The 21,562-nt window shown below is 62.9% G+C and carries 23 protein-coding genes and 1 pseudogene; 18 read left to right on the plus strand and 6 right to left on the minus strand.

The window, feature by feature from the left end; genetic code table 11:
* Positions 1–14 precede the first annotated feature (14 nt).
* Positions 15–365, minus strand: coding sequence for a hypothetical protein (locus J3P85_RS18490; protein ID WP_053122953.1), 351 nt, complete (start codon positions 363–365; stop codon positions 15–17).
* Positions 366–567: 202 nt separating this feature from the next.
* Between J3P85_RS18490 and J3P85_RS18495 the strand changes: the two genes are divergently transcribed.
* The 5 genes from J3P85_RS18495 (at position 568) to ada (ending at position 3,885) form a co-directional block, all read left to right on the plus strand.
* The gene (locus J3P85_RS18495; protein WP_003182962.1) at positions 568–870 is read left to right on the plus strand and encodes a DUF1883 domain-containing protein; all 303 of its coding nucleotides are present in this window, start codon (positions 568–570) and stop codon (positions 868–870) included.
* Between the two features lie 28 nt (positions 871–898).
* Positions 899–1,069, plus strand: coding sequence for a hypothetical protein (locus J3P85_RS18500; RefSeq protein ID WP_186709303.1), 171 nt, complete (start codon positions 899–901; stop codon positions 1,067–1,069).
* A 268-nt stretch (positions 1,070–1,337) separates the two neighbouring features.
* Positions 1,338–2,057, plus strand: coding sequence for a 2OG-Fe(II) oxygenase (locus tag J3P85_RS18505; protein ID WP_434702881.1), 720 nt, complete (start codon positions 1,338–1,340; stop codon positions 2,055–2,057).
* A complete protein-coding gene (gene alkB / locus J3P85_RS18510; protein WP_434702882.1) occupies positions 2,044–2,724 on the plus strand; it encodes a DNA oxidative demethylase AlkB in 681 nt (226 codons plus the stop codon). Before J3P85_RS18505 ends, alkB begins: the two co-directional genes overlap by 14 nt.
* A gap of 87 nt (positions 2,725–2,811) precedes the next feature.
* Positions 2,812–3,885: a bifunctional DNA-binding transcriptional regulator/O6-methylguanine-DNA methyltransferase Ada gene (ada, locus tag J3P85_RS18515; RefSeq protein WP_434702883.1), complete on the plus strand. Its 1,074-nt coding sequence runs from the start codon at positions 2,812–2,814 to the stop codon at positions 3,883–3,885.
* Here the strand turns inward: ada and J3P85_RS18520 are convergent.
* Complete coding sequence (locus tag J3P85_RS18520) at positions 3,849–4,337, minus strand: GyrI-like domain-containing protein (protein WP_207961695.1); 489 nt, start codon at positions 4,335–4,337, stop codon at positions 3,849–3,851. The two genes, ada and J3P85_RS18520, sit on opposite strands and share 37 nt — an antisense overlap.
* A gap of 148 nt (positions 4,338–4,485) precedes the next feature.
* On the opposite strand from J3P85_RS18520, the gene J3P85_RS18525 reads away from it, so the two are divergent.
* The 8 genes from J3P85_RS18525 to J3P85_RS18560 all read left to right on the plus strand — a co-directional run bounded on the left by J3P85_RS18525 (position 4,486) and on the right by J3P85_RS18560 (position 11,257).
* Positions 4,486–5,556 (plus strand): NAD(P)H-dependent flavin oxidoreductase, encoded by a 1,071-nt coding sequence (locus tag J3P85_RS18525; RefSeq protein WP_434702885.1) that lies wholly within the window; start codon positions 4,486–4,488, stop codon positions 5,554–5,556.
* 477 nt (positions 5,557–6,033) lie between these two features.
* Positions 6,034–6,783, plus strand: a complete 750-nt coding sequence (gene modA / locus J3P85_RS18530; RefSeq protein ID WP_434702886.1) for a molybdate ABC transporter substrate-binding protein — start codon at positions 6,034–6,036, stop codon at positions 6,781–6,783.
* Entirely contained in the window at positions 6,784–7,464 is a 681-nt protein-coding gene (gene modB / locus J3P85_RS18535) for a molybdate ABC transporter permease subunit (RefSeq protein WP_434702888.1), read from the plus strand. It begins immediately after the preceding gene.
* A gap of 3 nt (positions 7,465–7,467) precedes the next feature.
* A complete protein-coding gene (gene modC / locus J3P85_RS18540; protein ID WP_434702889.1) occupies positions 7,468–8,547 on the plus strand; it encodes a molybdenum ABC transporter ATP-binding protein in 1,080 nt (359 codons plus the stop codon).
* A gap of 278 nt (positions 8,548–8,825) precedes the next feature.
* A complete protein-coding gene (locus J3P85_RS18545; protein WP_434702891.1) occupies positions 8,826–9,881 on the plus strand; it encodes a DNA topoisomerase IB in 1,056 nt (351 codons plus the stop codon).
* A gap of 118 nt (positions 9,882–9,999) precedes the next feature.
* A complete protein-coding gene (locus J3P85_RS18550) occupies positions 10,000–10,563 on the plus strand; it encodes an ATP-dependent Clp protease proteolytic subunit (RefSeq protein WP_250965899.1) in 564 nt (187 codons plus the stop codon).
* Positions 10,564–10,786: 223 nt separating this feature from the next.
* On the plus strand, positions 10,787–10,966 hold the full coding sequence (locus J3P85_RS18555) for a general stress protein (protein WP_082343568.1): 180 nt from the start codon (positions 10,787–10,789) through the stop codon (positions 10,964–10,966).
* A gap of 63 nt (positions 10,967–11,029) precedes the next feature.
* The gene (locus tag J3P85_RS18560; protein ID WP_434702892.1) at positions 11,030–11,257 is read left to right on the plus strand and encodes a hypothetical protein; all 228 of its coding nucleotides are present in this window, start codon (positions 11,030–11,032) and stop codon (positions 11,255–11,257) included.
* A gap of 202 nt (positions 11,258–11,459) precedes the next feature.
* On the opposite strand, the gene J3P85_RS18565 is transcribed toward J3P85_RS18560, so the two are convergent.
* Together J3P85_RS18565 and J3P85_RS18570 are read right to left on the minus strand one after the other, a co-directional pair.
* On the minus strand, positions 11,460–12,215 hold the full coding sequence (locus J3P85_RS18565) for an OBAP family protein (RefSeq protein WP_434702893.1): 756 nt from the start codon (positions 12,213–12,215) through the stop codon (positions 11,460–11,462).
* Positions 12,216–12,321: 106 nt separating this feature from the next.
* Positions 12,322–12,855, minus strand: coding sequence for a DUF3087 family protein (locus J3P85_RS18570; RefSeq protein ID WP_434702894.1), 534 nt, complete (start codon positions 12,853–12,855; stop codon positions 12,322–12,324).
* 217 nt (positions 12,856–13,072) lie between these two features.
* On the opposite strand from J3P85_RS18570, the gene ppnN reads away from it, so the two are divergent.
* Complete coding sequence (ppnN, locus tag J3P85_RS18575) at positions 13,073–14,446, plus strand: nucleotide 5'-monophosphate nucleosidase PpnN (protein WP_053122984.1); 1,374 nt, start codon at positions 13,073–13,075, stop codon at positions 14,444–14,446.
* A gap of 398 nt (positions 14,447–14,844) precedes the next feature.
* On the opposite strand, the gene J3P85_RS18580 is transcribed toward ppnN, so the two are convergent.
* Positions 14,845–15,504, minus strand: a complete 660-nt coding sequence (locus tag J3P85_RS18580; RefSeq protein WP_434702895.1) for an HAD family hydrolase — start codon at positions 15,502–15,504, stop codon at positions 14,845–14,847.
* Between the two features lie 172 nt (positions 15,505–15,676).
* The gene (locus J3P85_RS18585) at positions 15,677–17,023 is read right to left on the minus strand and encodes an MATE family efflux transporter (RefSeq protein WP_411387174.1); all 1,347 of its coding nucleotides are present in this window, start codon (positions 17,021–17,023) and stop codon (positions 15,677–15,679) included.
* Positions 17,024–17,789: 766 nt separating this feature from the next.
* On the opposite strand from J3P85_RS18585, the pseudogene J3P85_RS18590 reads away from it, so the two are divergent.
* From J3P85_RS18590 to J3P85_RS18605, 4 genes and pseudogenes are all read left to right on the plus strand, one after another.
* A pseudogene (locus J3P85_RS18590) lies at positions 17,790–18,731 on the plus strand (methyl-accepting chemotaxis protein); the annotation flags it as partial.
* A gap of 11 nt (positions 18,732–18,742) precedes the next feature.
* The gene (locus J3P85_RS18595; RefSeq protein ID WP_186709275.1) at positions 18,743–19,111 is read left to right on the plus strand and encodes a response regulator; all 369 of its coding nucleotides are present in this window, start codon (positions 18,743–18,745) and stop codon (positions 19,109–19,111) included.
* A 15-nt stretch (positions 19,112–19,126) separates the two neighbouring features.
* Positions 19,127–19,411, plus strand: coding sequence for an STAS domain-containing protein (locus tag J3P85_RS18600; RefSeq protein ID WP_434702896.1), 285 nt, complete (start codon positions 19,127–19,129; stop codon positions 19,409–19,411).
* 36 nt (positions 19,412–19,447) lie between these two features.
* Positions 19,448–21,550, plus strand: coding sequence for a chemotaxis protein CheA (locus tag J3P85_RS18605; RefSeq protein ID WP_434702898.1), 2,103 nt, complete (start codon positions 19,448–19,450; stop codon positions 21,548–21,550).
* Positions 21,551–21,562: the final 12 nt, after the last annotated feature.

Below are 21,562 nucleotides of genomic sequence, written 5' to 3' on the forward strand. Positions count from 1 at the left end.
GGCGCTGACGGTGTTCAGCCGGAAATGCAGGCGTTGGCGGCATCCTGCACGTCGCCCGGACGCACGGGCACGTTGGACATGCTTTCGTGCAACTTGATGCTGCTACCACTGGAACGCTCGTCAATGTCGAACACTGCCGCTGGCAGGGTCGACAGTTTGCCCGGGACGATCAGCCGCACGCCGTTCTTGTGCGGCTCCATCTGCAGCGAACCACGGCTGCTAGCCAGCTTGTCGGCCACGCACTTGGCATATTCGTGGGGTTTCTTTCCGGAGATGACGCTCATGGTGGGGGGCGTCTGGTTGATGTCCGATACCGATGCACATCCACTCATGGCCAATGCCAACACCCACACGCTGCGCTTCATATGTTTCCTCCAATAAAGATGCTCCGACAGTGCAAACACCGTTTTGCTCCGGTGCCGCACCGCTTTTTTTTCCCGCTACCTGCGATAAATGAACAAAGCCTGGCGCGCGGGCCGGATATTAACACTCGGGGCTGATAAACTGCGCCTCATTGCCCCTTGCTATCGTTTTGATTTTGTAGAAAAAGCCCTTCTGGAGGCGCCCATGAAATTCATTCACCAGCGCGAGCACCTGAACGAAGACGACATTGTCGTCATCGAATGCTCGCAAATGTGCAACATCCGTTTGATGAACGACGCCAACTTCCGCAGCTTCAAGAACGGCGGCCGGCACACGTATCACGGTGGCGCGTTCGACACCTTCCCGGCCAGGATCACGGCGCCGAGCACCGGTTTCTGGAACATCACCATCGACACCGTCAACCGCCGTGCAATCAGCGTCACGCGCAAGCCGACCCTGACCCACAAGATCAAGATTATCCGGCGCTCCAGCTCGAAACTGAGCTGAACATCGCCCTTTCAAGAAAGGCAAAACCGTGGCCCAGACGACCAAATACGTTATCAAGTACAAGCTCAACGACGAGCGCCGCTTCGAATTCGCGCAACTGGAAACCGGCACCGAGGAAGAAGCCCGGGCCGCGTTGCAAAAGCTGCACGGCGAGACCGGCGATGTGATCAGCGAGGTCAAGGTCAGCAAGGCGCTGTAATGGCTCATCCTGATTGATTTTTGTAGCCACTGGGTGGGCACGATGCTTTTGTGGCGAGGGAGCTTGCTCCCGCTCGGCTGCGCAGCAGTCGCAAAACCTGCTGGCGCGGTCTGCCTGCAAGAACACGCCAGTCATTTTGGGTCGGCTTCGCCGCCCAGCGGGAGCAAGCTCCCTCGCCACAGGGATGGCTGCGTACCGCAAGAATCGGAGTGCCCGGCAACGCCGCACTGCGCAGACTGAACAGTCCTTTCCAACAAGGATTGCCATCATGCCCCCTACGCTTTCCCTGCCCCAACACCTCGTCAATCTGGACTGGCCCACCCTGGAGCACAGTCTCGACCAGGACGGCTGTGCAATCATTCGCAACCTGCTGCCGCCATCGCAATGCCGGCAACTGAGTGGTTTGTACACCGACCCCAGTCTTTTCCGATCGCAGGTGATCATGGCCCGCCACGGATTCGGGCGCGGCGAGTATCAGTATTTTCGCTATCCGCTACCGGACCTCATCCAACAGCTGCGTCAGTCGCTGTACCCCATGCTGGTGCCGCTGGCGAACCGCTGGAATGAATGCATGGGCCTGGACGTGCGCTACCCCCACAAACACGCCGACTTTATCCAGCGCTGCCACGCCGCCGGACAATCGCGCCCCACACCGTTGTTGCTGCAATACGGCCCGCAGGACTACAACTGCCTGCACCAGGATCTGTACGGCGAACAGGTGTTCCCCTTGCAGGTCGCGATCCTGCTGTCGGAACCGGGCCAAGAGTTTACCGGTGGCGAGTTTGTCCTCACCGAACAGCGCCCGCGCATGCAGTCGCGGCCCCTGGTCATCGATCTGGCACAGGGCGACGCCGTGGTATTTGCCGTGCACCAGCGGCCGGTCAAAGGCGTTCGCGGTTATTATCGGGTGAACATGCGCCATGGCGTCAGTTGCGTGCACAGCGGCAGGCGGCACACCTTGGGAATCATTTTTCATGATGCGCAATAACGACACACCGGTCACCTTGGACCTGTTCGCCGAGCAGGCGCCCACCACGCCCGGCCAGGTCGAGCAAATCGGCCAGCAAGCGTTCGTGCTGCGCGGGTTCGCCCTGCCCTGGCTCGAGCGTTTGCTGCCGGCGCTGGAGAGCGTCTTGCAAGCTGCGCCGTTCCGGCAGATGGTCACGCCCGGCGGCTTTACCATGTCGGTGGCCTTGAGCAGTTGCGGCGCGCTGGGCTGGACCACCGACCGCAGCGGCTATCGCTACACAGCCCATGACCCGCAGACCAGCCGTCCCTGGCCCGACATGCCGGCGGTGTTTCGCGAACTGGCCCAGGCTGCCGCCCGCCAGGCGGGGTTCGAGGCGTTCGAGCCCGACGCCTGCCTGATCAACCGCTATGTGCCCGGCGCGCGAATGTCGCTGCACCAGGACAAGAACGAGCGCTCCCTCGACGCCCCCATCGTCTCGATGTCCCTGGGCTTGCCGGCGGTGTTCCAGTTCGGCGGCTTCGCGCGCAGCGACAAAAGCCTGCGCATCCCGCTGTTCCATGGCGACATCGTGGTCTGGGGCGGCGTGGACCGCTTGCGTTACCACGGCGTGCTGCCGCTCAAGGAAGGACAACACCCGCGCCTGGGCGCCCAGCGGATCAACCTGACGTTTCGCACCGCCGGGTGAAGGTGCAGAATTCGACCGCAAGACCCGGAGTGTCGCCCTCTCGCAGGCTGGCTAATGTAGCCAAAACGGGCCAATGGAATAACGACCATGAACAGCACTTCAAACAATCTCGCCGCTGAACAGGATCCTCGCTGGGCCGCCGTGCTCGCCCGCGATCCGCGCGCCGACGGAACATTTGTCTATGGCGTGAAAACCACCGGCATCTACTGCCACCCCAGCAGCCTGTCGCGCCTGCCCAACCCGCGCAACGTCGAGTTCTTCGACACGCCGGAACAGGCCCAGGCCGCCGGCTACCGGCCCAGCAAGCGCGTGGCCCGGGACCAGACCCAGGTCGCCGCCCAACAAGCGGCCCGGGTCGCGGCGGCTTGCCGGCAGATCGAGGCGGCCGAGGCGCTGCCCGGCCTGAATGAACTGGCAGACAGCGCCGGCTTGAGCCCCTTTCATTTCCATCGGGTCTTCAAGGCGGTCACCGGCCTGACGCCCAAGGGCTACGCCGCCGCCCACCGCTCACGCAAGGTGCGCGAACGCCTGGCCGATGGCGGCACCATCACCGAGGCGCTGTACGACGCCGGTTTCAATTCCAACAGCCGTTTCTATGAGGCGGCCGACAAGGTGTTGGGCATGAAGCCCGCCGACTACCGCGCCGCCGGGCAGAACACCGACATCCGGTTCGCCGTCGGCCAGTGCTCCCTCGGGGCGATCCTGGTGGCGCAAAGCGAGCGTGGCGTGTGCGCGATCCTGCTGGGCGACGATCCGGATGCCCTGGTGCGGGACCTGCAGGACAAATTCCGCCGGGCCAACCTCATCGGTGCCGACCGGGAGTTCGAGCAGTTGATCGCCCAAGTGGTGGGCTTCATCGAAGCTCCCGCCTTGGGCCTGGACCTGCCCTTGGACCTGCGCGGCACCGCCTTCCAGGAGCGAGTCTGGCAAGCGTTGCGGGACATCCCCGCCGGCAGCACCGCCAGCTACGCCGAGATCGCCCAGCGCATCGGCATGCCCAAGGCCGTGCGCGCCGTGGCCCAGGCCTGTGGCGCCAACAGCCTGGCAGTGGCGATCCCTTGCCACCGGGTGGTGCGCAGCGACGGCAACCTGTCGGGCTATCGCTGGGGCGTGGAGCGCAAGCGTCAGTTGCTGGCGCTGGAGCGCTCGTCTGGGGATTGAATGCCGATGTAGATCGCCACGGATTCGGGGCCGCTGTAGACCTCGAAATCGGTGGTGAAACGGCGCAGCGTCTGGGGGTTATCGGCGAAGTACGCCCAGATCAGGCCCCAGGTCTGGATCACGCAATCGGGCATCGGCCCCTTGGCCGAAAACACCAGGTAATCCCCGCCCTCGATGTCCACGGCGGGGTAGCCTGCGCTGGTGGCATCCACCTGCACCCCGGCCGTTACGTCGAAGTGGCCGGTGGCGTCGGACTCGTAATTGGAATAGACACCGTAGACGAACGACTCCGACTGCCGGGCCGGAATCGTGTCGAACAACCCTTCGGTGAAGAATCGTTGCCACATCGGGCCGATCCTCGCCGTGTCGGGATGCTGCTCGTCGGTGTTGCGGGTGCGCACCTGCAAACCGGCCACGGTGAAGGGTTCGACAGTCTTGAGTTTCACATCCATGGGTCAGGCTCCTTGTGTATGAAGCCCGCATGGTAACCCTCACGGCGTCGGGATCAAGCGGCGAGCACTCGATTGAAAAACTCGACTGGCCGTCGCCGGCCCACACCTGTTAAAAACGCTGTTTCCTTCTGCCGTCGGAGACCCGTACATGAGCCAGTGGCCAGACACTCGCATTCTTGACTTGCTCGGTATCGAGCTGCCCATCATCCAGGGCCCGTTGGCCGGGGTGACCGGGCCGGCCATGGTGGTCGCGACCTGCAATGCCGGCGGGTTGGGTTCGATGCCGGCGGCGATGCTCGATGTCGAACAACTGCGCCAGGCGCTGACGACCATCCGCGAGCAGACCGACAAGCCGTTCAATGTGAATTTTTTCGCTCACCAGCCACCGGCCTTCGACGAACAACGGGCCGAGGCCTGGAAGCAACGGCTCAAGCCGTACTACGAGGAACTGGGCGTCGACTTCGACGCACCAACGCCGGTGTCCAACCGCACGCCTTTCGATGATGCGGCCTGCCGGGTGCTGGAGGAGATGCGTCCCAAGGTGGTGAGTTTCCATTTCGGTCTGCCGGAAAAATCCCTGCTGGACCGGGTCAAGGCCACCGGGGCGAAAATCCTTTCTTCGGCCACCACCGTCGAGGAAGCCATCTGGCTTGAACAGCACGGTTGCGACGCGATCATTGCCATGGGTTATGAAGCCGGGGGGCATCGCGGGATGTTCCTCAGCGACGACCTCAACACCCAGGTCGGGCTGTTTGCCTTGCTGCCGCAGGTGGTGGATGCGGTGAAGGTGCCGGTAATCGCCACCGGTGGCATTGGCGATGCGCGGGGGATTGTCGCGGCGTTCGCCCTCGGTGCCTCGGCGGTGCAATTGGGCAGCGCCTATCTATTCACGCCCGAGGCGAAGATCAGCGCGTCCCATCACCGGGCGTTGCGCACGGCCAAGGAAAGCCAGACCGCGGTCACCAACCTGTTCACGGGTCGGCCGGCCCGGGGCATCGTCAACCGGGTGATGCGCGAAGTGGGCCCGATGAGTCCGCTGGCCCCAGCGTTCCCCCTGGCCGGCGGCGCGTTGATGCCGCTGCGGGCCAAGGGCGAAGCAGACTTCAGCAACCTCTGGGCCGGCCAGGCCTTCCCTCTGGGCCGCGAGTTACCGGCGGCCGAGTTGACGCGGCGGTTGGCCGAGGAGGCATTGGCCCGACTCCACAGGGCGAATGTCTGATCGAACGCCATCGCGAGCAAGCTCGCTCCCACAGGGGATAGGGGGCAACCGGCAAATCTGGACACACCACCGGACCTGTGGGAGCCGAGCTTGCTCGCGATAGCGGTAGCACATTCAACAGGGATGCAAGCTGATCCACCGCCATCGCGAGCAAGCTCGCTCCCACAGGGGATAGGGGGCAACCGGGAAATCTGGACACACCACCGGACCCGTGGGAGCCGAGCTTGCTCGCGATAGCGGTAGCACATTCAACAGGGATGCAAGCTGATCCACCGCCATCGCGAGCAAGCTCGGCTCCCACAGGGTTCGGCGGTGAACGTGAATCCGGCTGCCACCCCAGGCCTCGTGTGGGAGCGAGCCTGCTCGCGATGGGGCCAGCCCTGGCACCCTCACTACCCAGGCAAAATGCCGCGTTCCGTTTGTCGGTCATTCGCTATATATTCCGGTATATAGCGAACCTGCCCCGGAGCCTCACCCATGCGCCTCACCCACTTCGCGCCGTTACTGTTCCCGTTCATGACGATTGGTGCCGTCCAGGCCGCCGAGGTGCAGGTGGCGGTCGCCGCCAATTTCACCGCGCCGATCCAGGCCATCGCCGCCGCTTTCGAAAAAGACACCGGGCATAAACTGGTACCCGCGTACGGCGCCACCGGGCAGTTCTACACGCAGATCAAGAACGGCGCGCCTTTCGAAGTTTTCCTCGCCGCGGACGACACCACCCCGGCCAGGCTCGAAAGCGAAGGCGACACCATCAAAGGCTCGCGCTTTACCTACGCTGTCGGCACCCTGGCGCTGTGGTCGGCCAAGGCCGGTTATGTCGACAACAAGGGCCAGGTCCTCCAGCATGGCGACTTCCAACACCTGTCCATCGCCAACCCGAAAACCGCGCCCTATGGCCTGGCCGCGACCCAGGTGCTGGACAAGCTCGGTTTGACCGCCCAAGTCAAAGGCAAACGGGTCGAAGGCCAGAACATCACCCAGGCCTATCAGTTCGTCTCCACCGGTAACGCTGAACTGGGCTTTGTCGCCTTGTCCCAGGTGTACAAGGACGGCAAAGTCACGAGCGGTTCGGCATGGATCGTCCCTGCCGACCTGCACGATCCGATCAAACAGGACGCGGTGATCCTCGACAAAGGCCGGGACAACCCCGCCGCCACCGCCCTGGTGGATTACCTTAAAGGCCCGAAAGCCGCCGCCATCATCCAGACCTACGGTTACCAACGCTAAATGCCCCTGACCAGCGCCGATTACGCCGCCATCTGGCTGACCCTGAAACTGGCGTCATTGACTACGGTGATCCTGCTGCTCATCGGCACGCCCATCGCATTGTGGCTGTCGCGCACCCGCTCCTGGCTGCGCGGGCCGGTGGGTGCGGTGGTAGCACTGCCCTTGGTGCTGCCGCCCACGGTGATCGGCTTCTACCTGTTGCTGGCGTTGGGGCCGAACGGCTGGGTCGGCCAGTTCACCCAAGCCCTCGGGTTGGGCACTCTCACCTTCAGTTTCACCGGGTTGGTGATCGGCTCGGTGATCTATTCCATGCCGTTTGTGGTGCAGCCGTTGCAGAACGCCTTCGCCGCCATCGGCAGTCGCCCCCTGGAAGTCGCCGCCACTTTGCGGGCCGGGCCCTGGGACACGTTTTTCAGCGTGATCCTGCCCCTGGCCCGCCCCGGCTTCATCACCGCGGCGATCCTCGGTTTCGCCCACACCGTCGGCGAATTCGGGGTGGTGCTGATGATCGGCGGCAACATCCCGGAGAAAACCCGGGTGGTGTCAGTGCAGATCTACGACCATGTCGAAGCCCTGGAATATGCCCAGGCCCACTGGCTGGCGGCGGCGATGCTGGTGTTTTCATTCCTCGTGCTGCTGGCGCTGTACTCCAGCCGCCGAGCCCGCGCCGGCTGGAGCTGATCGATGATTCACGCGCGTTTGCAGCTCGACCATGGGGCGTTTTCCCTGGACCTGGATGTGCAACTGCCGGGCCGTGGCGTGACAGCCTTGTATGGGCCCTCCGGTTCCGGCAAGACCACCTGCCTGCGCTGCATTGCCGGATTGGAACGGCCGGCCCAGGGGTTTATCGAAGTCAATGGCCACGTGTGGCAGGACAGTGAGCGCGGTGTGTTCGTGCCGCCCCACAAGCGTCCCGTGGGGTACGTGTTCCAGGAGGCGAGCCTGTTTGCCCATCTGTCGGTGCGGGCCAACCTGGCATTCGGCCTCAAGCGCATTGCACCGGCACAACGGCGGGTGGACATGGACCAGGCCACCGACCTGCTGGGCATCGGGCACTTGCTCGATCGGCAGCCGCACAACCTCTCCGGCGGCGAACGCCAACGGGTGGGCATCGCCCGCGCCTTGCTCACCAGCCCGCGTCTGTTGCTGATGGATGAGCCGCTGGCGGCCCTCGACACCCGACGTAAAAACGAGATCCTGCCTTATCTGCAACGGCTCCACGATGAGCTGGACATCCCGGTGCTGTACGTCAGCCATTCCCAGGACGAAGTGGCGCGCCTGGCCGATCATATCGTGCTGCTCGACGCTGGCCGCGCCCAGGCCAGCGGCCCCATCGGCGAAACCCTGGCCCGGCTCGACCTGCCATTGGCCTTGGGAAATGACGCCGGAGTGGTGATCGAAGGCAAGGTCAACGGCTATGACCCGGCGTATCAATTGCTGACCTTGAACCTGCCCGACAGCCAACTGAACGTCCGCGTGGCCCATACCTCATTGGCCCTCGGCCAATCGCTGCGCTTCAAGGTCCAGGCCCGGGATGTCAGCCTCAGCCTGGCGAACGATGTCCAGACCAGTATTCTCAACCGCCTGCCGGTCACCGTGATCAGCGAACAGGCCGCCGACAACGCCGCCCATGTGCTGATCCGCCTGGAAGCGGCCGGCACCCCGCTGCTGGCGCGCATTACTCGCTACTCCCGCGACCAGTTGAAGCTGCACCCGGGGCAGGTGTTGTGGGCGCAGATCAAGGCGGTGGCGGTGTTGGCGTAGGATTTGAGCAACTCAGATGACCCCGTGTGGGAGCGAGCTTGCTCGCGATGCCGCCTGCACCTTCAACCTCTATGCAAACTGATCCACCGCCATCGCGAGCAAGCTCGCTCCCACAGGTTCGGCGGGGGCAGTCCCAGAATCCCCCACAGGTTCGGCGGGGGCAGTCCCGGAATCTCCCACAGGTTTGGCAAAGGCAGCCTCAGAATCTTGGCACGACCGCAACAGCCTGCGGTCAATGAATTCACAGGCCACCGGATTCGTTGCCAAGGACTTTTTTCATGCCCGACACCCTGCCGCCGGATGCACTGCCGGCCGACCTGCATTATGTCGATGACACGGCCCCGGGCATCACCCGCAAGAAGCTCCGGGGCAAATTCTGTTATTTCGACCCGCAAGGCCAGCGCATCACCGACGCCGCCGAGATCCAGCGCATCAACGCCCTGGCGGTGCCGCCGGCCTACACCGATGTCTGGATTTGCACCGACCCCCGTGGTCATCTCCAGGCCACCGGGCGCGATGCCCGCGGGCGCAAGCAGTATCGCTACCATGCGCGCTGGCGTGAGGTGCGCGATGCGGACAAGTATTCGCGGATGCTGGAGTTCGGACGCGCCCTGCCACGCTTGCGCAAACGCCTGGAAGAAATCCTCGCCACGCCCGGCTTCAGCCGGGACAAAGTGCTGGCCACGGTCATCACCTTGCTGGACGTGACCCTGATCCGCGTCGGCAACCCCCAATACGCTCGCGCCAATCGCTCCTACGGCCTGACCACCCTGCGCAACAAACATGTCGAGGTCAACGGCAGCGCCATCGCCTTCCAGTTCCGTGGCAAGAGCGGCGTCGAGCACCAGATCACCGTGAAGGACCGGCGCCTGGCGCGGATCATCAAGCGCTGCCAGGAGATCCCCGGGCAGAACCTGTTCCAGTACCTGGACGAACATGGCGAGCGCCATTCCATCAGCTCTTCGGACATCAACGCCTACCTCAAGACGCTGACCGGCGCCGATTTCACCGCCAAGGACTACCGCACCTGGGCCGGCAGCGCAGCCGCGCTGGCCGGGCTGCGGGCGCTGCGTTGGGAAACCGAGACCGAAGCCAAGAGGCACGTTACCGAGATGGTCAGGCAGGTCTCCCGACAACTGGGCAACACGCCGACCGTCTGTCGCAAATGCTACATCCACCCTGCAGTAGTAGAAGGTTTCCTGCTCGGCGCCCTGAAGGCCTTGCCCAAACCCCGGGCCCGCAAAGGCCTCAGCGAAGAAGAAGCCGGACTGGCGCTATTCTTGAAGCGTATGACCCAAACGGCCGAGGCCTGCGAACAGGCGCAATCGGGTTAACGCAATGGACCCGCGGCGAGTCAAGGAGGTGGAACATCGGCAGACCACCGGACTCCCAACTGTAGGGCACGACCACTGCGCAGGTATTCAAAAAGGGTGAAATCGACAGGAGTTTCAGATGTCCGAACACATTGTCCATTTTCATTGCCAGATCGACCAGGGAACCACCGAACGCTTTCGCGACAACTGCCTGGAGGCCATCGAGCAAGGCGCCGACTCACTGATGCTCAACCTCTCCACCGTCGGCGGCAGCACCAACTTCGGTTTTACGCTGTATACCTTCATCAAGTCCCTCCCGGTGCCGGTGCGTGCAGTCAACGCCGGCAATATCGAGTCGATGGGCATCGTCATGTTCCTGGCCGCCAGCGACCGCACCACCACCCCGCATTCACGCTTCCTGATTCATCCGATGAACTGGTATTTCGGCCAGAAATCCGTGGACCATTCACGCTTGCGCGAGTACCTGTCCAGCCTGGACAACGACGTGGCGCGGTACGTGGAGATCTACGTCAAGGAAACCGCCGGCGCGGCGACCCAATTGGATATATTCAAGTGCCTGTGCGCCGAGGAGCGGGTGATTCCGGCCGAGAATTCCCTGGCCTTTGGTATCGCCCACCGGGTCGAACAAGTGGTGTTCCCCGCGGAAGCCAAGCATTGGAAAGTCAGCGGCGGTGAAGATTAAACAATGGCATTGACAAATAACATGTTCGTTGGCGTTTCAATTAAAAGCGGCAATCCTGTACAACTTCCAAGCGAAGCGGCTGTATAACTTTTTCCCTGTGCTTAGCAAGCTGATTACCGTTCGTCGCCAACGAAACGTTTTCTTTAAACTTCCCTCGGGAATTTTCTTTCACAGTTAGGCGAGGCAGTTTTTGCTCGCTTTAACCAAAATGAGGATTCTCAAAATGGCTAACACCGGAAACAAGAACCCAGGTAATTTCGCAAATGACCGTGAGAAAGCTTCGGAAGCCGGCAAGAAAGGCGGACACGCTTCGGGCGGCAATTTTGCAAATGACCGGGAAAAAGCCTCTGAAGCCGGCCGCAAAGGTGGCGAACGCAGCCATGGCGGCGGCAGGAAATCGTAACCTGGAAAACCGTCGGGGCGCAGTGCTGCTGCGCCCTGGCGCTTAACCGCACCGAGGCCGCCCATGAGCAACCAGGATCGATTCATCATCAGTTTCATCAGCAACAACCAACCTGACAATCGTGTGGTGGAGGCAAGCACCGAGACATTGAATGCCGACGAAGCCGAAGCACTCTTGAGGGCGACGTTCAGTGAACTCAAGGATGTTGAACTCAGCGATGTCCAAGTTCAGAAAAAAACCCGGCCCAACGAAGAAGAACATGGTGTGCCGGGGCATTTCAAACAGCCGTAGTTCAAACTAACTGCGCGACGTCCTATCCCGCCGTTATTACTTCGAACACTTCGTGGCGAGGGAGCTTGCTCCCGCTGGGCTGCAAAGCAGCCCCCTCTATTGCTCAACTCGGTCAGTGATATGCCTGAGGGTTAATGGGGCTGCTGCGCAGCCCAGCGGGAGCAAGCTCCCTCGCCACAAAAAGCGGAATTTCGACAACCTTTTAATGGGTGTGATCCCCAGTCGGATCCTTAATTTGCCACACCTGCCCTTTCTGCCAGGCGTCCGCACCGGGATCGATCGCCGGCGCTTCAATACCCGCTCGGGCCCGCTTTTTCGCTTCGCTGTCGATGCCCATCCGACCGTCCCGCTCGCGTACCAGCCGTGAGTTGATCTGCCCATCGGCCGTGAACCCCATCATCAACTGAGGCACTCCGTAAGGCAGCGCGTTGCCCTGTTCGGTGTGCCAGGTGTGCCAGGTCTTGCCATAGGTGCTGATCAGGTTTTCCATCAGCCGGGTTTCCGCGGCCTGGGGAATCCCCGGTGCGATCAATTGCCCGGATTTCACCTCGTGCACATGGCTGTGCCACAGCTGTTTTTCACTGGCTGGCAATCCTTCGAACAAACGCTTGCTGATGATGTACTCGACGCCCATCAGCTTGGCGCTGGAGGTATTGCCGTCGAAGATCGCGCACTGAAAGACTTCCTCGTTCAGCGCCGTGCAGTAGTGATGCGCTTCCATCTGCCCGGACATCCGCCCGTTATAGAAATGAAAACCATCGAGGTAGGTGTCCAGCGCCCGCAACGGCGGTTTGTCCTGCATGAGCCGCGCCCCGGTTTCCAGCGTCGCGGTGGTCGGGGTCTTCGCCGCGCCCGGCGCATCGACGGGCGAGCCGCTCGTGCCGCCCGCGCAACCGGTCAATCCCAAAGCCGACGCCCAAAGCAGCGTCCAGGCGCCATAAACGCTTCGATCTGGCATGTCATCTCTCCTTTTCATGACTGTTCATGAGAAAGACAGTGCCGGGGGCGGGTTTGATTTTCCTGGCGACCTACCGACGAATGGCGCGCATCGGCAACCTCTGCGATCAACCGGCGCTATGGATTTGCTTCACCGTCTCGATCCAGCTCGGGTCCAGGCGCGACTGTTCAGTGTCCAGGCCCAGCGCCTGCATCTTGGCCAGATGCGCGTCGGCCTCTCGCGCCAGGGAACCCTGGGCGCTGGAGTTCGCGTCCAGCTGATGCATCTGCGCCAGCCCCAGGTGATAGAAGCGCAGCAGCTTCATGGCGGCGGGGTCCTGGGCCTGCACACCGGCGGTCACCTGGTGCATGACGTTGGTGATTTTCATCAGGCTGCGCTTGAGTTGCCAGCCGTACACCGCGGCGGCCATCCACGGCTGCGACCAGAAATACTGGCGCATCAGCACCGCCATCGCCAACACGGCGACCATCACTCCGCCCAGGTTGAAGCGAAAGTTATCACCTCCGGGCGTACCCAACAGCATCACGGCCAGGCTGGACAGCAACATCGCCAGGGCCAGGAACACCACCGCGATGATCAGGGTGCTGCGGCGGGTCTGCCTGCGGTAGGTGTCGCCATCCCACGGTTTGATCTCGAACATCGTGGCGCAATTTCCTTGTACGGCATCAAAAGAGTCACGCATTATCGCCTGCCCGGTCGATTTAGCTATGCTGGGGCTCATTTTGTATCGCTACCGACTCGCCGGGCGAGGATCGAAGTCCATGGCGATGGCGCAAGGATCGTGCGATCTTTCGGTGTGGACGTTTTTTTCAAGATGCCGTCGTTGTGTGCATGGCATCGTTTTCAAGGAAAGCTGAATGACTCAAAGACATGTAATCAACGCTTCGGTAAGCCCGAAAGGCAGCCTGGAAACCTTGTCCCAGCGCGAAGTGCAACAACTGAGCGAAGCCGGCTCCGGCAGCATCTACGACCTCTTCCGCCAGTGCGCCCTGGCCATCCTCAATACCGGCGCCCATGTCGACAACGCCAAGACCATCCTGGAAGCCTACAAGGACTTCGAGATCCGCATCCACCAGCAGGACCGGGGCGTGCGCCTGGAGCTGCTGAACGCGCCAGCCGACGCGTTCGTCGACGGCGAAATGATCGCCAGCACCCGCGAGATGCTGTTCAGCGCCCTGCGCGACATCGTCTACACCGAGAACGAGCTGGACAGCCAGCGCATCGACCTCAGCTCGTCCCAGGGCATCAGCGACTACGTGTTCCACCTGCTGCGCAACGCCCGCACCCTGCGCCCGGGTGTCGAGCCGAAAATTGTCGTGTGCTGGGGCGGTCATTCGATCAACACCGAAGAATACAAATACACCAAGAAGGTCGGCCACGAACTGGGCCTGCGCAGCCTGGACATCTGCACCGGCTGCGGCCCGGGCGTGATGAAAGGCCCGATGAAAGGCGCCACCATCGCCCACGCCAAGCAGCGCATCCATGGCGGGCGCTACCTGGGCCTGACGGAGCCGGGCATCATCGCCGCCGAGGCACCGAACCCGATCGTCAATGAGCTGGTGATCCTGCCAGACATCGAGAAACGCCTGGAAGCCTTCGTGCGGGTCGGCCACGGCATCATCATCTTCCCGGGCGGCGCCGGCACGGCGGAAGAGTTCCTCTACCTGCTGGGTATCCTGATGCACCCGGCCAACCAGGACCTGCCGTTCCCAGTGGTGCTCACCGGGCCGAAAAGCGCCGCGCCGTACCTCGACCAGTTGCACGCGTTTGTCGGTGCCACCCTGGGCGAGGCGGCGCAGAAGCACTATCAGATCATCATCGACGACCCGGCCGAAGTGGCCCGGCAAATGACCCAGGGGCTCAAGGAGGTCAAGCAGTTCCGCCGCGAGCGCAACGACGCCTTCCACTTCAACTGGCTGCTGAAGATCGACGAGGGCTTCCAGCGCCCGTTCGACCCGACCCACGCCAACATGGCCAGCCTGGGCCTGAGCCGCGACCTGCCGGCCCACGAACTGGCCGCCAACCTGCGCCGGGCGTTTTCGGGGATCGTGGCCGGTAACGTCAAGGACAAGGGCATCCGCCTGATCGAGGAACACGGCCCTTACGAAATCCACGGCGACCCCGCCATCATGGAACCCCTCGACCGCCTGCTCCAGGCCTTCGTCGCCCAGCACCGCATGAAACTGCCGGGCGGCGCGGCGTATGTGCCGTGCTATCGCGTGGTGACCTGACCTCCAGCCCCTACACCACTCCAATGTGGGAGCGAGCTTGCTCGCGATGGCGTCGGCACATCCAACATCGATGCAGGCTGACCCACCGCTATCGCGAGCAAGCTCGCTCCCACAGGGGATTTGTGGTGGCTGCGATGCCTGTGGGCGACTCAAAAAACTGTGGGAGCGAGCTTGCTCGCGATGGCGCCGGCACATCCAACATTGATGCAAGCTGACCCACCGCTATCGCGAGCAAGCTCGCTCCCACAGGGGGATTTGTGGGGGCTGCGATGCCTGTGGGCGACTCAAAAAACTGTGGGAGCGAGCTTGCTCGCGATGGCGCCGGCACATCCAACATCGATGCAGGCTGACCCACCGCTATCGCGAGCAAGCTCGCCCCCACAGGGGATCAGCTGTGGTTACAGAATCCGCATCAGCCCGGCTTCATCCACTTCAAGGCCTAGCCCGAGGTAATCCTTGATCTGCGGGTGAAGGGTGACCACTGGGTGCGTGTGCGTTGCCGTCACCATCAGGACGTCAGCCCCGGCGGCCTCGCCTGCCCGGATTCCGGCCTCGGCGTCTTCAAAGACCAGGCACTCCTGGGGCGCCACGTGCAGGCGTTCGGCGGCCAGGCGATAGCAGGCGGGATTGGGCTTGCCGTCGCTGACGTCTTCGGCGGTGACCATCACGGCGGGACGGGGGATGCCCGCCGCTTCCATGCGCCGCAAGGCCAACGCCATGGGCGCGGAGGTGACGATTGCCCAGCGCTCCGGCGGCAAGCTTTCCAGGAACGCCAGCGCACCGGGCACTTGCACCACCCCTTCGACGTCTTCGATTTCTTCCCGGGTAATCTGCTCGGCCTGCGCCTCGGCATCCACCCCCGGCAGGTGCTGGCGGGTGATGGTGTCGATGGCGCGCACGCCATGGATGGTCGGCAGGAACGTTGCCACGTCCACGCCATGGCGCAGGGCCCAGCGTGTCCAGATCCGTTCGGCGGCGGCGATGGAATTGAGCAACGTACCGTCCATGTCGAACAGGAAGGCGCGGTAGGCGATATTGGAGCGCAGAGTGACAGGCATCGGATCCTCAATGATGAAGGGGCGCATGACGGCCACTGTAACATCGTCATGCCCCTGGACCGTTGTGGGAGCGAGCTTGCTCGCGATAGCGGTGGGTCAGCGTGCATCGATGCTGAATGTGCCGACGCTATCGCGAGCAAGCTCGCTCCCACAGGGTCCGGTGCTGGATCGGCTACACCAGGCGCTCGATCGGCTGATGCTGCCACACCCGCTTGTAGTACAACGTCTGCAACAGCAGCATGCTCAGGTAAGCCACCGGGAACGCCATCCACACCCCTTGCAACCCGAAGCGGGCGTCCAGCAGATACGCCGCCGGCACTTGCACGGCGACGATGCAGAAGATCGAAATGGCGACCGGCGCCAGCACCGTGCCGCTGGCGCGCATGATGCCGCCGACGATTGCCTGGAAACCGAACACCAGCAAGCTCCAAAGCATGATATGCAGCAGGTGCTCGGCCTGGATCCGCGCCGCCGGGTCAGTGATGAACAGCCCCAACAGCCAGTGGGACAACAGATAGCCCAGCAGCACCAGCCCACCGGTGAGCCAGAGGTTGATCGCCAGCCCCGTGCGCAGGATCGGCCCCAGGCGCTCCAGGCGTCCGGCGCCAATGGCCTGGGCGCCGAGGATCGAGGCGGTGATGGCAATCGACAGCGCCGGAAACTGCACGTAGTTGACGATCTGCGTCACCGCGCCGTAGGCCGCCGTGGCCTCGGAACCGTGGCGATTGACCAGCGCGAGGATCACCAACTCCGACAACGAGATCACCACCATCTGCAACCCTGTGGGCAGGCCAATGCGCAGCACTTTGCCAAGGATGTCCTTGTCCAGGCGCATCGCGGCGAACAACGCACGGTCCGGCGCCAGGGCATGCTCGCGACGATTCAGGCGCCACGCCAGCATCAGCATCGCCGACGTCGTCCCCACCAGCCCCGCCCATGCCGCGCTCTGGATGCCCATTTGCGGCAAACCCAGCCAGCCGCGAATCAACGCCGGCGTGAGCAGCAGCCCGACACTGGTGGACACCAGCAGCGCCAACATCGGTGACACCGTATCGCTGACCCCGCGCAGCAGTTGGGTGAACAGCACGAATACCAGCAACATCGGCAAGATCCACAGCATGACCCGGGCATAGGAAACGGCGTCCTCCAGCACGTCGGCCGGCGTGCCGAGCCCCTGCAACGCCTCTCGCGCAAAGACACTGCCAAGCACCGCCGCCGCCAGGCCGATGATCGCCCCCAGCAATAAGGTCGCCCCGGCAATGGCCTTCACCTTGCCGGTTTCGCCGGCGCCATAGGCCTGCCCGATCAACACCCCGGCCCCCGCGCCCAGGCCGATCACCAAGGCGATAAAGAAAAACACGATGGGAAACATGCCCGACACCGCTGCCAACGCCTGGGTCCCCAGCATCTGGCCGATGTAGATGCTGTTGAGCGTGCCGGACATGGACTGCAGGAAGTTGGACAGGACCATGGGAAGCAGGAACAGGAGATAGGTTTTCCAAAGAGGCTGGGTGGGCATGAGGACTCTGATGGCAGGTTTGAAAATCCGGGTGCCGGTAATTTAGCTCAATCCATACAACTCGTTTCAGAAGATTCGGCGCAGGCTGCTCTTGTGGCTCTTGTGGCGAGGGAGCTTGCTCCCGCTGGGCTGCGCAGCGGCCCCGAAACCTGGACACGCCGTATATCAGGCTGACCTCGCCAGCCGCTTTTGGGACCGCTTCGCGCTCCAGCGGGAGCAAGCTCCCTCGCCACAAAGGCCCCTTGAGCAAGCTCCCTCGCCACAAAAGCCCCTCTGCGCGTACTTCCCGCCACGCGGCTTATACCTTCGTCGGGGCCATTCGACATTTCCCAGACAGCGTCTAATCTGAAGGCACAGTGCCACGTACTGGGTAGGCCAATGCCTACGGCAATATCGGAATCGGACAGCCGGTCTTAAAGTCCGAGTAAGGGTCGCAGATAACCAGTTATTCGCAAATAACCTGTCCGCAACACTGTTCAAGGACCGAACCATGACGTCGTATTCTCACGGTCATTCCCTTTCCCAACCACAACCGCGCATCCTCTGGAGTGCCGTGCTGGTGGCCATTGCCGCGAGCGTTGGCGTGCTCGCGCTCAATGGCGCGAGTGCATCGAACATTGGCTTGAGCGTGGCGATCCTGGCCTTGGGCGCCGGGGTTGGCGTGTGGGCTGCACGCTCGCAACGCCAGCAGCTCGACAGCGCCCTCGCCGCCGCCATGGCCGACCACGATCTGCAAGGCAGCGAGCACCAGGCTCATAAAACCCACGCACAATTCAACGAAGTCATTCTCGGTGCCATGCCGATCTGGGCCAAGCAAGTCGAAAGCTCCCGGCAGCAGACCGAAACCGCGATCGTCTCCCTGACCAGCCGCTTCACCGGCATTTCGTCACGCCTGGAAGACACCGTGCAAGCCTCGCAACTGGCCGCCGGTGAACTGGCCGGGCAGAGCAGCGGCGGCGCCGTGCAGGTGCTGGCCCAGAGCGAAGGCGAACTGGTCAAGGTCATCGATTCCCTTAAAGCCACCCAGGCCAGCCGCGACGAAACCCTGGCCCAGGTGCGCAACCTGACGGCCTATACCGGCGAACTGCGGACCATGGCCGCCGACGTCGCAGCGATTGCCGCGCAGACCAACCTGCTGGCCCTCAACGCCGCCATTGAAGCCGCCCGTGCCGGCGAAGCCGGGCGTGGCTTTGCCGTGGTGGCCGACGCCGTGCGCAGTCTTTCGAGCAAGTCCAGCGAGACCGGCCAGCAGATGTCGGCCAAGGTCGACATCATCAACACCGCCATCACCCAGCTGGTCCATGCCGCGTCCAGCGGTGCCGACCAGGACAGCCATTCCGTCAGCGCCTCCGAGCAGAGCATCCAGCAGGTGCTGGAGCGCTTCAAGAGTGTCACTGGCCGGCTGGCCGACTCGGCCGACATGCTGCAACGGGAAAGCTTCGGCATTCGCGATGAGCTCACCGAGGTGCTGGTCAGCCTGCAATTCCAGGACCGGGTCAGCCAGATCCTCAGCCACGTGCGCGACAACATCGAGGACCTGCATGTGCACCTGCAGCAGGCCAGTCAGTCGCCCGAACAGGCCGTCTCCATCGACGCCCGCCAATGGCTGGCGCGCATGGAAACCACTTACGCCACCGACGAGCAACGCCGCAATCACCACGGCGACTCAAGCGCGCAACAGACTTCACAGGAAATAACCTTCTTTTAGGAGAGCCGTTCATGGCTAAAAGTGTATTGGTTGTCGACGACTCCGCGAGCGTTCGGCAGGTGGTCGGCATCGCGTTGAAAAGTGCCGGCTATGACGTGATCGAAGCCAGCGATGGCAGGGACGCCCTGGGCAAGCTCAACGGCCAGAAAGTGCACCTGATCATCAGCGACGTGAACATGCCCAACATGGACGGCATCACCTTCGTCAAGGAGGTCAAGAAGCTGGCCAGCTACAAGTTCACGCCGATCATCATGCTCACCACCGAATCCCAGGAATCGAAGAAACAGGAAGGCCAGGCTGCTGGGGCCAAAGCCTGGGTGGTCAAGCCGTTCCAGCCGGCGCAGATGCTGGCGGCGGTCTCCAAGCTGATTCTTCCTTGATGGCCGGAGGCTTAGATGCCGTTGCACTACGAAACAACCGATGACACCGCCCAGGTGCACATCGACGGCGAGCTGACGATCTACACCGCGGCCGAACTGGCCGCGCAATGGTTGCCGCACCTGGGCGCAACACCGCGGATGGCCCTGGATCTCTCGCAGATCACCGAGATGGACGGCGCCGGCCTGCAACTGCTGCTAATGGTGCAGCGCGAGGCCTCCAAGGCCGGGACTCAACTGAGCCTGACCGGCCAAAGCAAGGCCGTTACGGAAACACTTGCCCTGTGCAACCTGGTTGCCTAGGACTGCAATACGTCGGACACGACAAAGGATATGAGCGTGAGCATCAATCTCGATCAGGCACAACAGACCTTCATCGTCGAGGCACGGGAACAGTTGCAGGCGATGGAAGAGTCGCTGCTGCACCTGGAAACCGACCCTGGTGACGATGACGCCATTGGTGCGATCTTCCGGGCGGCCCATACGATCAAGGGCTCGGCCGGGCTGTTCGGCCTGGAACCGATCGTCAGTTTCACCCACATCGTCGAAGACGTGCTCGATCGCCTGCGCAACGGCAGCGTCGAGGTGGACGCCGGCCTGATCGCGGTGCTGCTCAAGTCCAGCGATCACATGCTGGAACTGATCAACGTGGCCGCCAGCCAGGGCGGAACGCTGCCGCCGCCGGCCCTGCAACGGGAAGTGGAGCTGTGCCAGATCCTGCAGGAGTACCAGGCACCCTCGCCCGCCGCGGCCCCGACGCCAGCCCCTGAAACCCGCCACAGTGAACCCGGCGAAACGCGCCTCTGGCACATCTCCCTGCGCTTCGGCCAGGACGTGTTCCGCAACGGCATGGACCCGCTGTCGTTCCTGCGCTACCTGCAAACCCTGGGTGAAATCGTCGACATCGCCACCCTGACCGATGCCCTGCCCGCCGCCGAAGCCTGGGACGCCGAGTCCTGCTACCTGGGCTTCGACATCGCGTTTCGCTCGGCCGCCAGTCACGGCGCGATCAACGAAGTGTTCGACTTCGTCCGGGAAGACTGCGAAATCGAGATCGTTGCCATTGATGACGCCGCCGCGCCACAGGGAAACACTGGCCTGGTCACGACCTCGCCGGAGCCGCCCGAGGAAAACACCGCGTTGGTCGCCACCGGCGAATTGCTCGGCGACCAGCGCAAGACGCCGCGCATGCCCGCCCAGATCGCCACCGACAAACAGCCGGTGACCAGCGACAGCAAGGGCAAGGACGGCACCTACGTGCGGGTCAATGCCGACAAGCTCGACGAGTTGATCAACCTGGTGGGCGAACTGGTCATCGCCAGCGCCGGTGCGAGCCTGCTGGCCCGCACCTGCCACAACGACCCGTTGCAGGAAGCCACTTCATCAGTCTCCGGGCTGGTGGAAGAAATCCTCGACGGCGCCCTGCGCCTGCGCATGATCCCCATCGGCGAAACCTTCAATCGCTTCCGTCGGGTGGTGCGCGATGTCAGCCAGGAACTGGGCAAGGACATCGACCTGATCATCAGCGGCGCCGAGACCGAGCTGGACAAGACCGTGGTGGAAAAAATCGGCGACCCGCTCATGCACCTGCTGCGCAACGCCATGGACCACGGCATCGAAACCGCCGAGGCCCGCCTGGCCGCCGGCAAACCGGCCAAGGGGCACCTGCACCTCAACGCGTACCACGACTCCGGCAGCATCGTGCTGGAAATTGCCGACGACGGCGCCGGCCTGAACCGTGACCGGATCCTGGAAAAAGCCCAGGAACGTGGCCTGGTGCCCCAGGGCGCCAGCCCCACCGACCAGGAGATCTACAACCTGATTTTCGAACCCGGCTTCTCCACCGCCCAGGCCGTGACCAACCTCTCGGGGCGTGGCGTGGGCATGGACGTGGTCAAGCGCAACATCACCCTGCTGCGCGGCACCGTCGACCTCGACAGCCAAACCGGCAAGGGCACCGTGGTGCGCATCCGCCTGCCGCTGACCCTGGCGATCATCAATGGATTCCTGGTGGGCATCGGTCAGTCGACCTATGTCATTCCGCTGGACATGGTCCAGGAATGCATCGAACTGAGCGAAGACGATGGGCTCGCCAGCCGCGAACAAGGCTACCTCGACCTGCGTGGCGAGGTGCTGCCCCTGGTCTACCTGCGCGATCACTTCAACCATGAAGGCCCGCCCGCGCGTCGGCAGAACGTGGTGGTGGTGCGCTACGCCGAACTCAAGGCCGGGCTGGTGGTGGATGACTTGCTCGGTGAATTCCAGACCGTGATCAAGCCGCTGGGCAAGCTGTTTGGCGCCCTTCGCGGCATCAGTGGCTCGACCATCCTGGGCAGTGGCGCCGTGGCGTTGATTCTCGACGTACCGGCCCTGCTCACGCAGATCGCCCAGGCCGAAAACCGCTTCAACCCGACTCAATTACAACAAGCCAACGCTCGCTGACGCTTTTAGCAA

The sequence above is a fragment of the Pseudomonas sp. Z1-12 genome, from assembly GCF_051132015.1.
Lineage (GTDB): Bacteria > Pseudomonadota > Gammaproteobacteria > Pseudomonadales > Pseudomonadaceae > Aquipseudomonas > Aquipseudomonas zanjanensis.

What these genes read in the sequence shown, in the direction of transcription:
- J3P85_RS18550 (WP_250965899.1), top strand. Translation starts at nt 10,000, where the DNA reads ATGTCCGAACACATTGTCCATTTTCATTGCCAGATCGACCAGGGAACC.
- J3P85_RS18520 (WP_207961695.1), bottom strand. Translation starts at nt 4,337, where the DNA reads ATGGATGTGAAACTCAAGACTGTCGAACCCTTCACCGTGGCCGGTTTG.
- J3P85_RS18585 (WP_411387174.1), bottom strand. Translation starts at nt 17,023, where the DNA reads ATGCCCACCCAGCCTCTTTGGAAAACCTATCTCCTGTTCCTGCTTCCC.
- J3P85_RS18525 (WP_434702885.1), top strand. Translation starts at nt 4,486, where the DNA reads ATGAGCCAGTGGCCAGACACTCGCATTCTTGACTTGCTCGGTATCGAG.
- J3P85_RS18570 (WP_434702894.1), bottom strand. Translation starts at nt 12,855, where the DNA reads ATGTTCGAGATCAAACCGTGGGATGGCGACACCTACCGCAGGCAGACC.
- ada (WP_434702883.1), top strand. Translation starts at nt 2,812, where the DNA reads ATGAACAGCACTTCAAACAATCTCGCCGCTGAACAGGATCCTCGCTGG.
- modA (WP_434702886.1), top strand. Translation starts at nt 6,034, where the DNA reads ATGCGCCTCACCCACTTCGCGCCGTTACTGTTCCCGTTCATGACGATT.
- J3P85_RS18505 (WP_434702881.1), top strand. Translation starts at nt 1,338, where the DNA reads ATGCCCCCTACGCTTTCCCTGCCCCAACACCTCGTCAATCTGGACTGG.
- J3P85_RS18595 (WP_186709275.1), top strand. Translation starts at nt 18,743, where the DNA reads ATGGCTAAAAGTGTATTGGTTGTCGACGACTCCGCGAGCGTTCGGCAG.
- J3P85_RS18565 (WP_434702893.1), bottom strand. Translation starts at nt 12,215, where the DNA reads ATGCCAGATCGAAGCGTTTATGGCGCCTGGACGCTGCTTTGGGCGTCG.
- J3P85_RS18555 (WP_082343568.1), top strand. Translation starts at nt 10,787, where the DNA reads ATGGCTAACACCGGAAACAAGAACCCAGGTAATTTCGCAAATGACCGT.
- modC (WP_434702889.1), top strand. Translation starts at nt 7,468, where the DNA reads ATGATTCACGCGCGTTTGCAGCTCGACCATGGGGCGTTTTCCCTGGAC.
- J3P85_RS18490 (WP_053122953.1), bottom strand. Translation starts at nt 365, where the DNA reads ATGAAGCGCAGCGTGTGGGTGTTGGCATTGGCCATGAGTGGATGTGCA.
- J3P85_RS18560 (WP_434702892.1), top strand. Translation starts at nt 11,030, where the DNA reads ATGAGCAACCAGGATCGATTCATCATCAGTTTCATCAGCAACAACCAA.
- modB (WP_434702888.1), top strand. Translation starts at nt 6,784, where the DNA reads ATGCCCCTGACCAGCGCCGATTACGCCGCCATCTGGCTGACCCTGAAA.
- ppnN (WP_053122984.1), top strand. Translation starts at nt 13,073, where the DNA reads ATGACTCAAAGACATGTAATCAACGCTTCGGTAAGCCCGAAAGGCAGC.
- alkB (WP_434702882.1), top strand. Translation starts at nt 2,044, where the DNA reads ATGATGCGCAATAACGACACACCGGTCACCTTGGACCTGTTCGCCGAG.
- J3P85_RS18580 (WP_434702895.1), bottom strand. Translation starts at nt 15,504, where the DNA reads ATGCCTGTCACTCTGCGCTCCAATATCGCCTACCGCGCCTTCCTGTTC.
- J3P85_RS18600 (WP_434702896.1), top strand. Translation starts at nt 19,127, where the DNA reads ATGCCGTTGCACTACGAAACAACCGATGACACCGCCCAGGTGCACATC.
- J3P85_RS18545 (WP_434702891.1), top strand. Translation starts at nt 8,826, where the DNA reads ATGCCCGACACCCTGCCGCCGGATGCACTGCCGGCCGACCTGCATTAT.
- J3P85_RS18495 (WP_003182962.1), top strand. Translation starts at nt 568, where the DNA reads ATGAAATTCATTCACCAGCGCGAGCACCTGAACGAAGACGACATTGTC.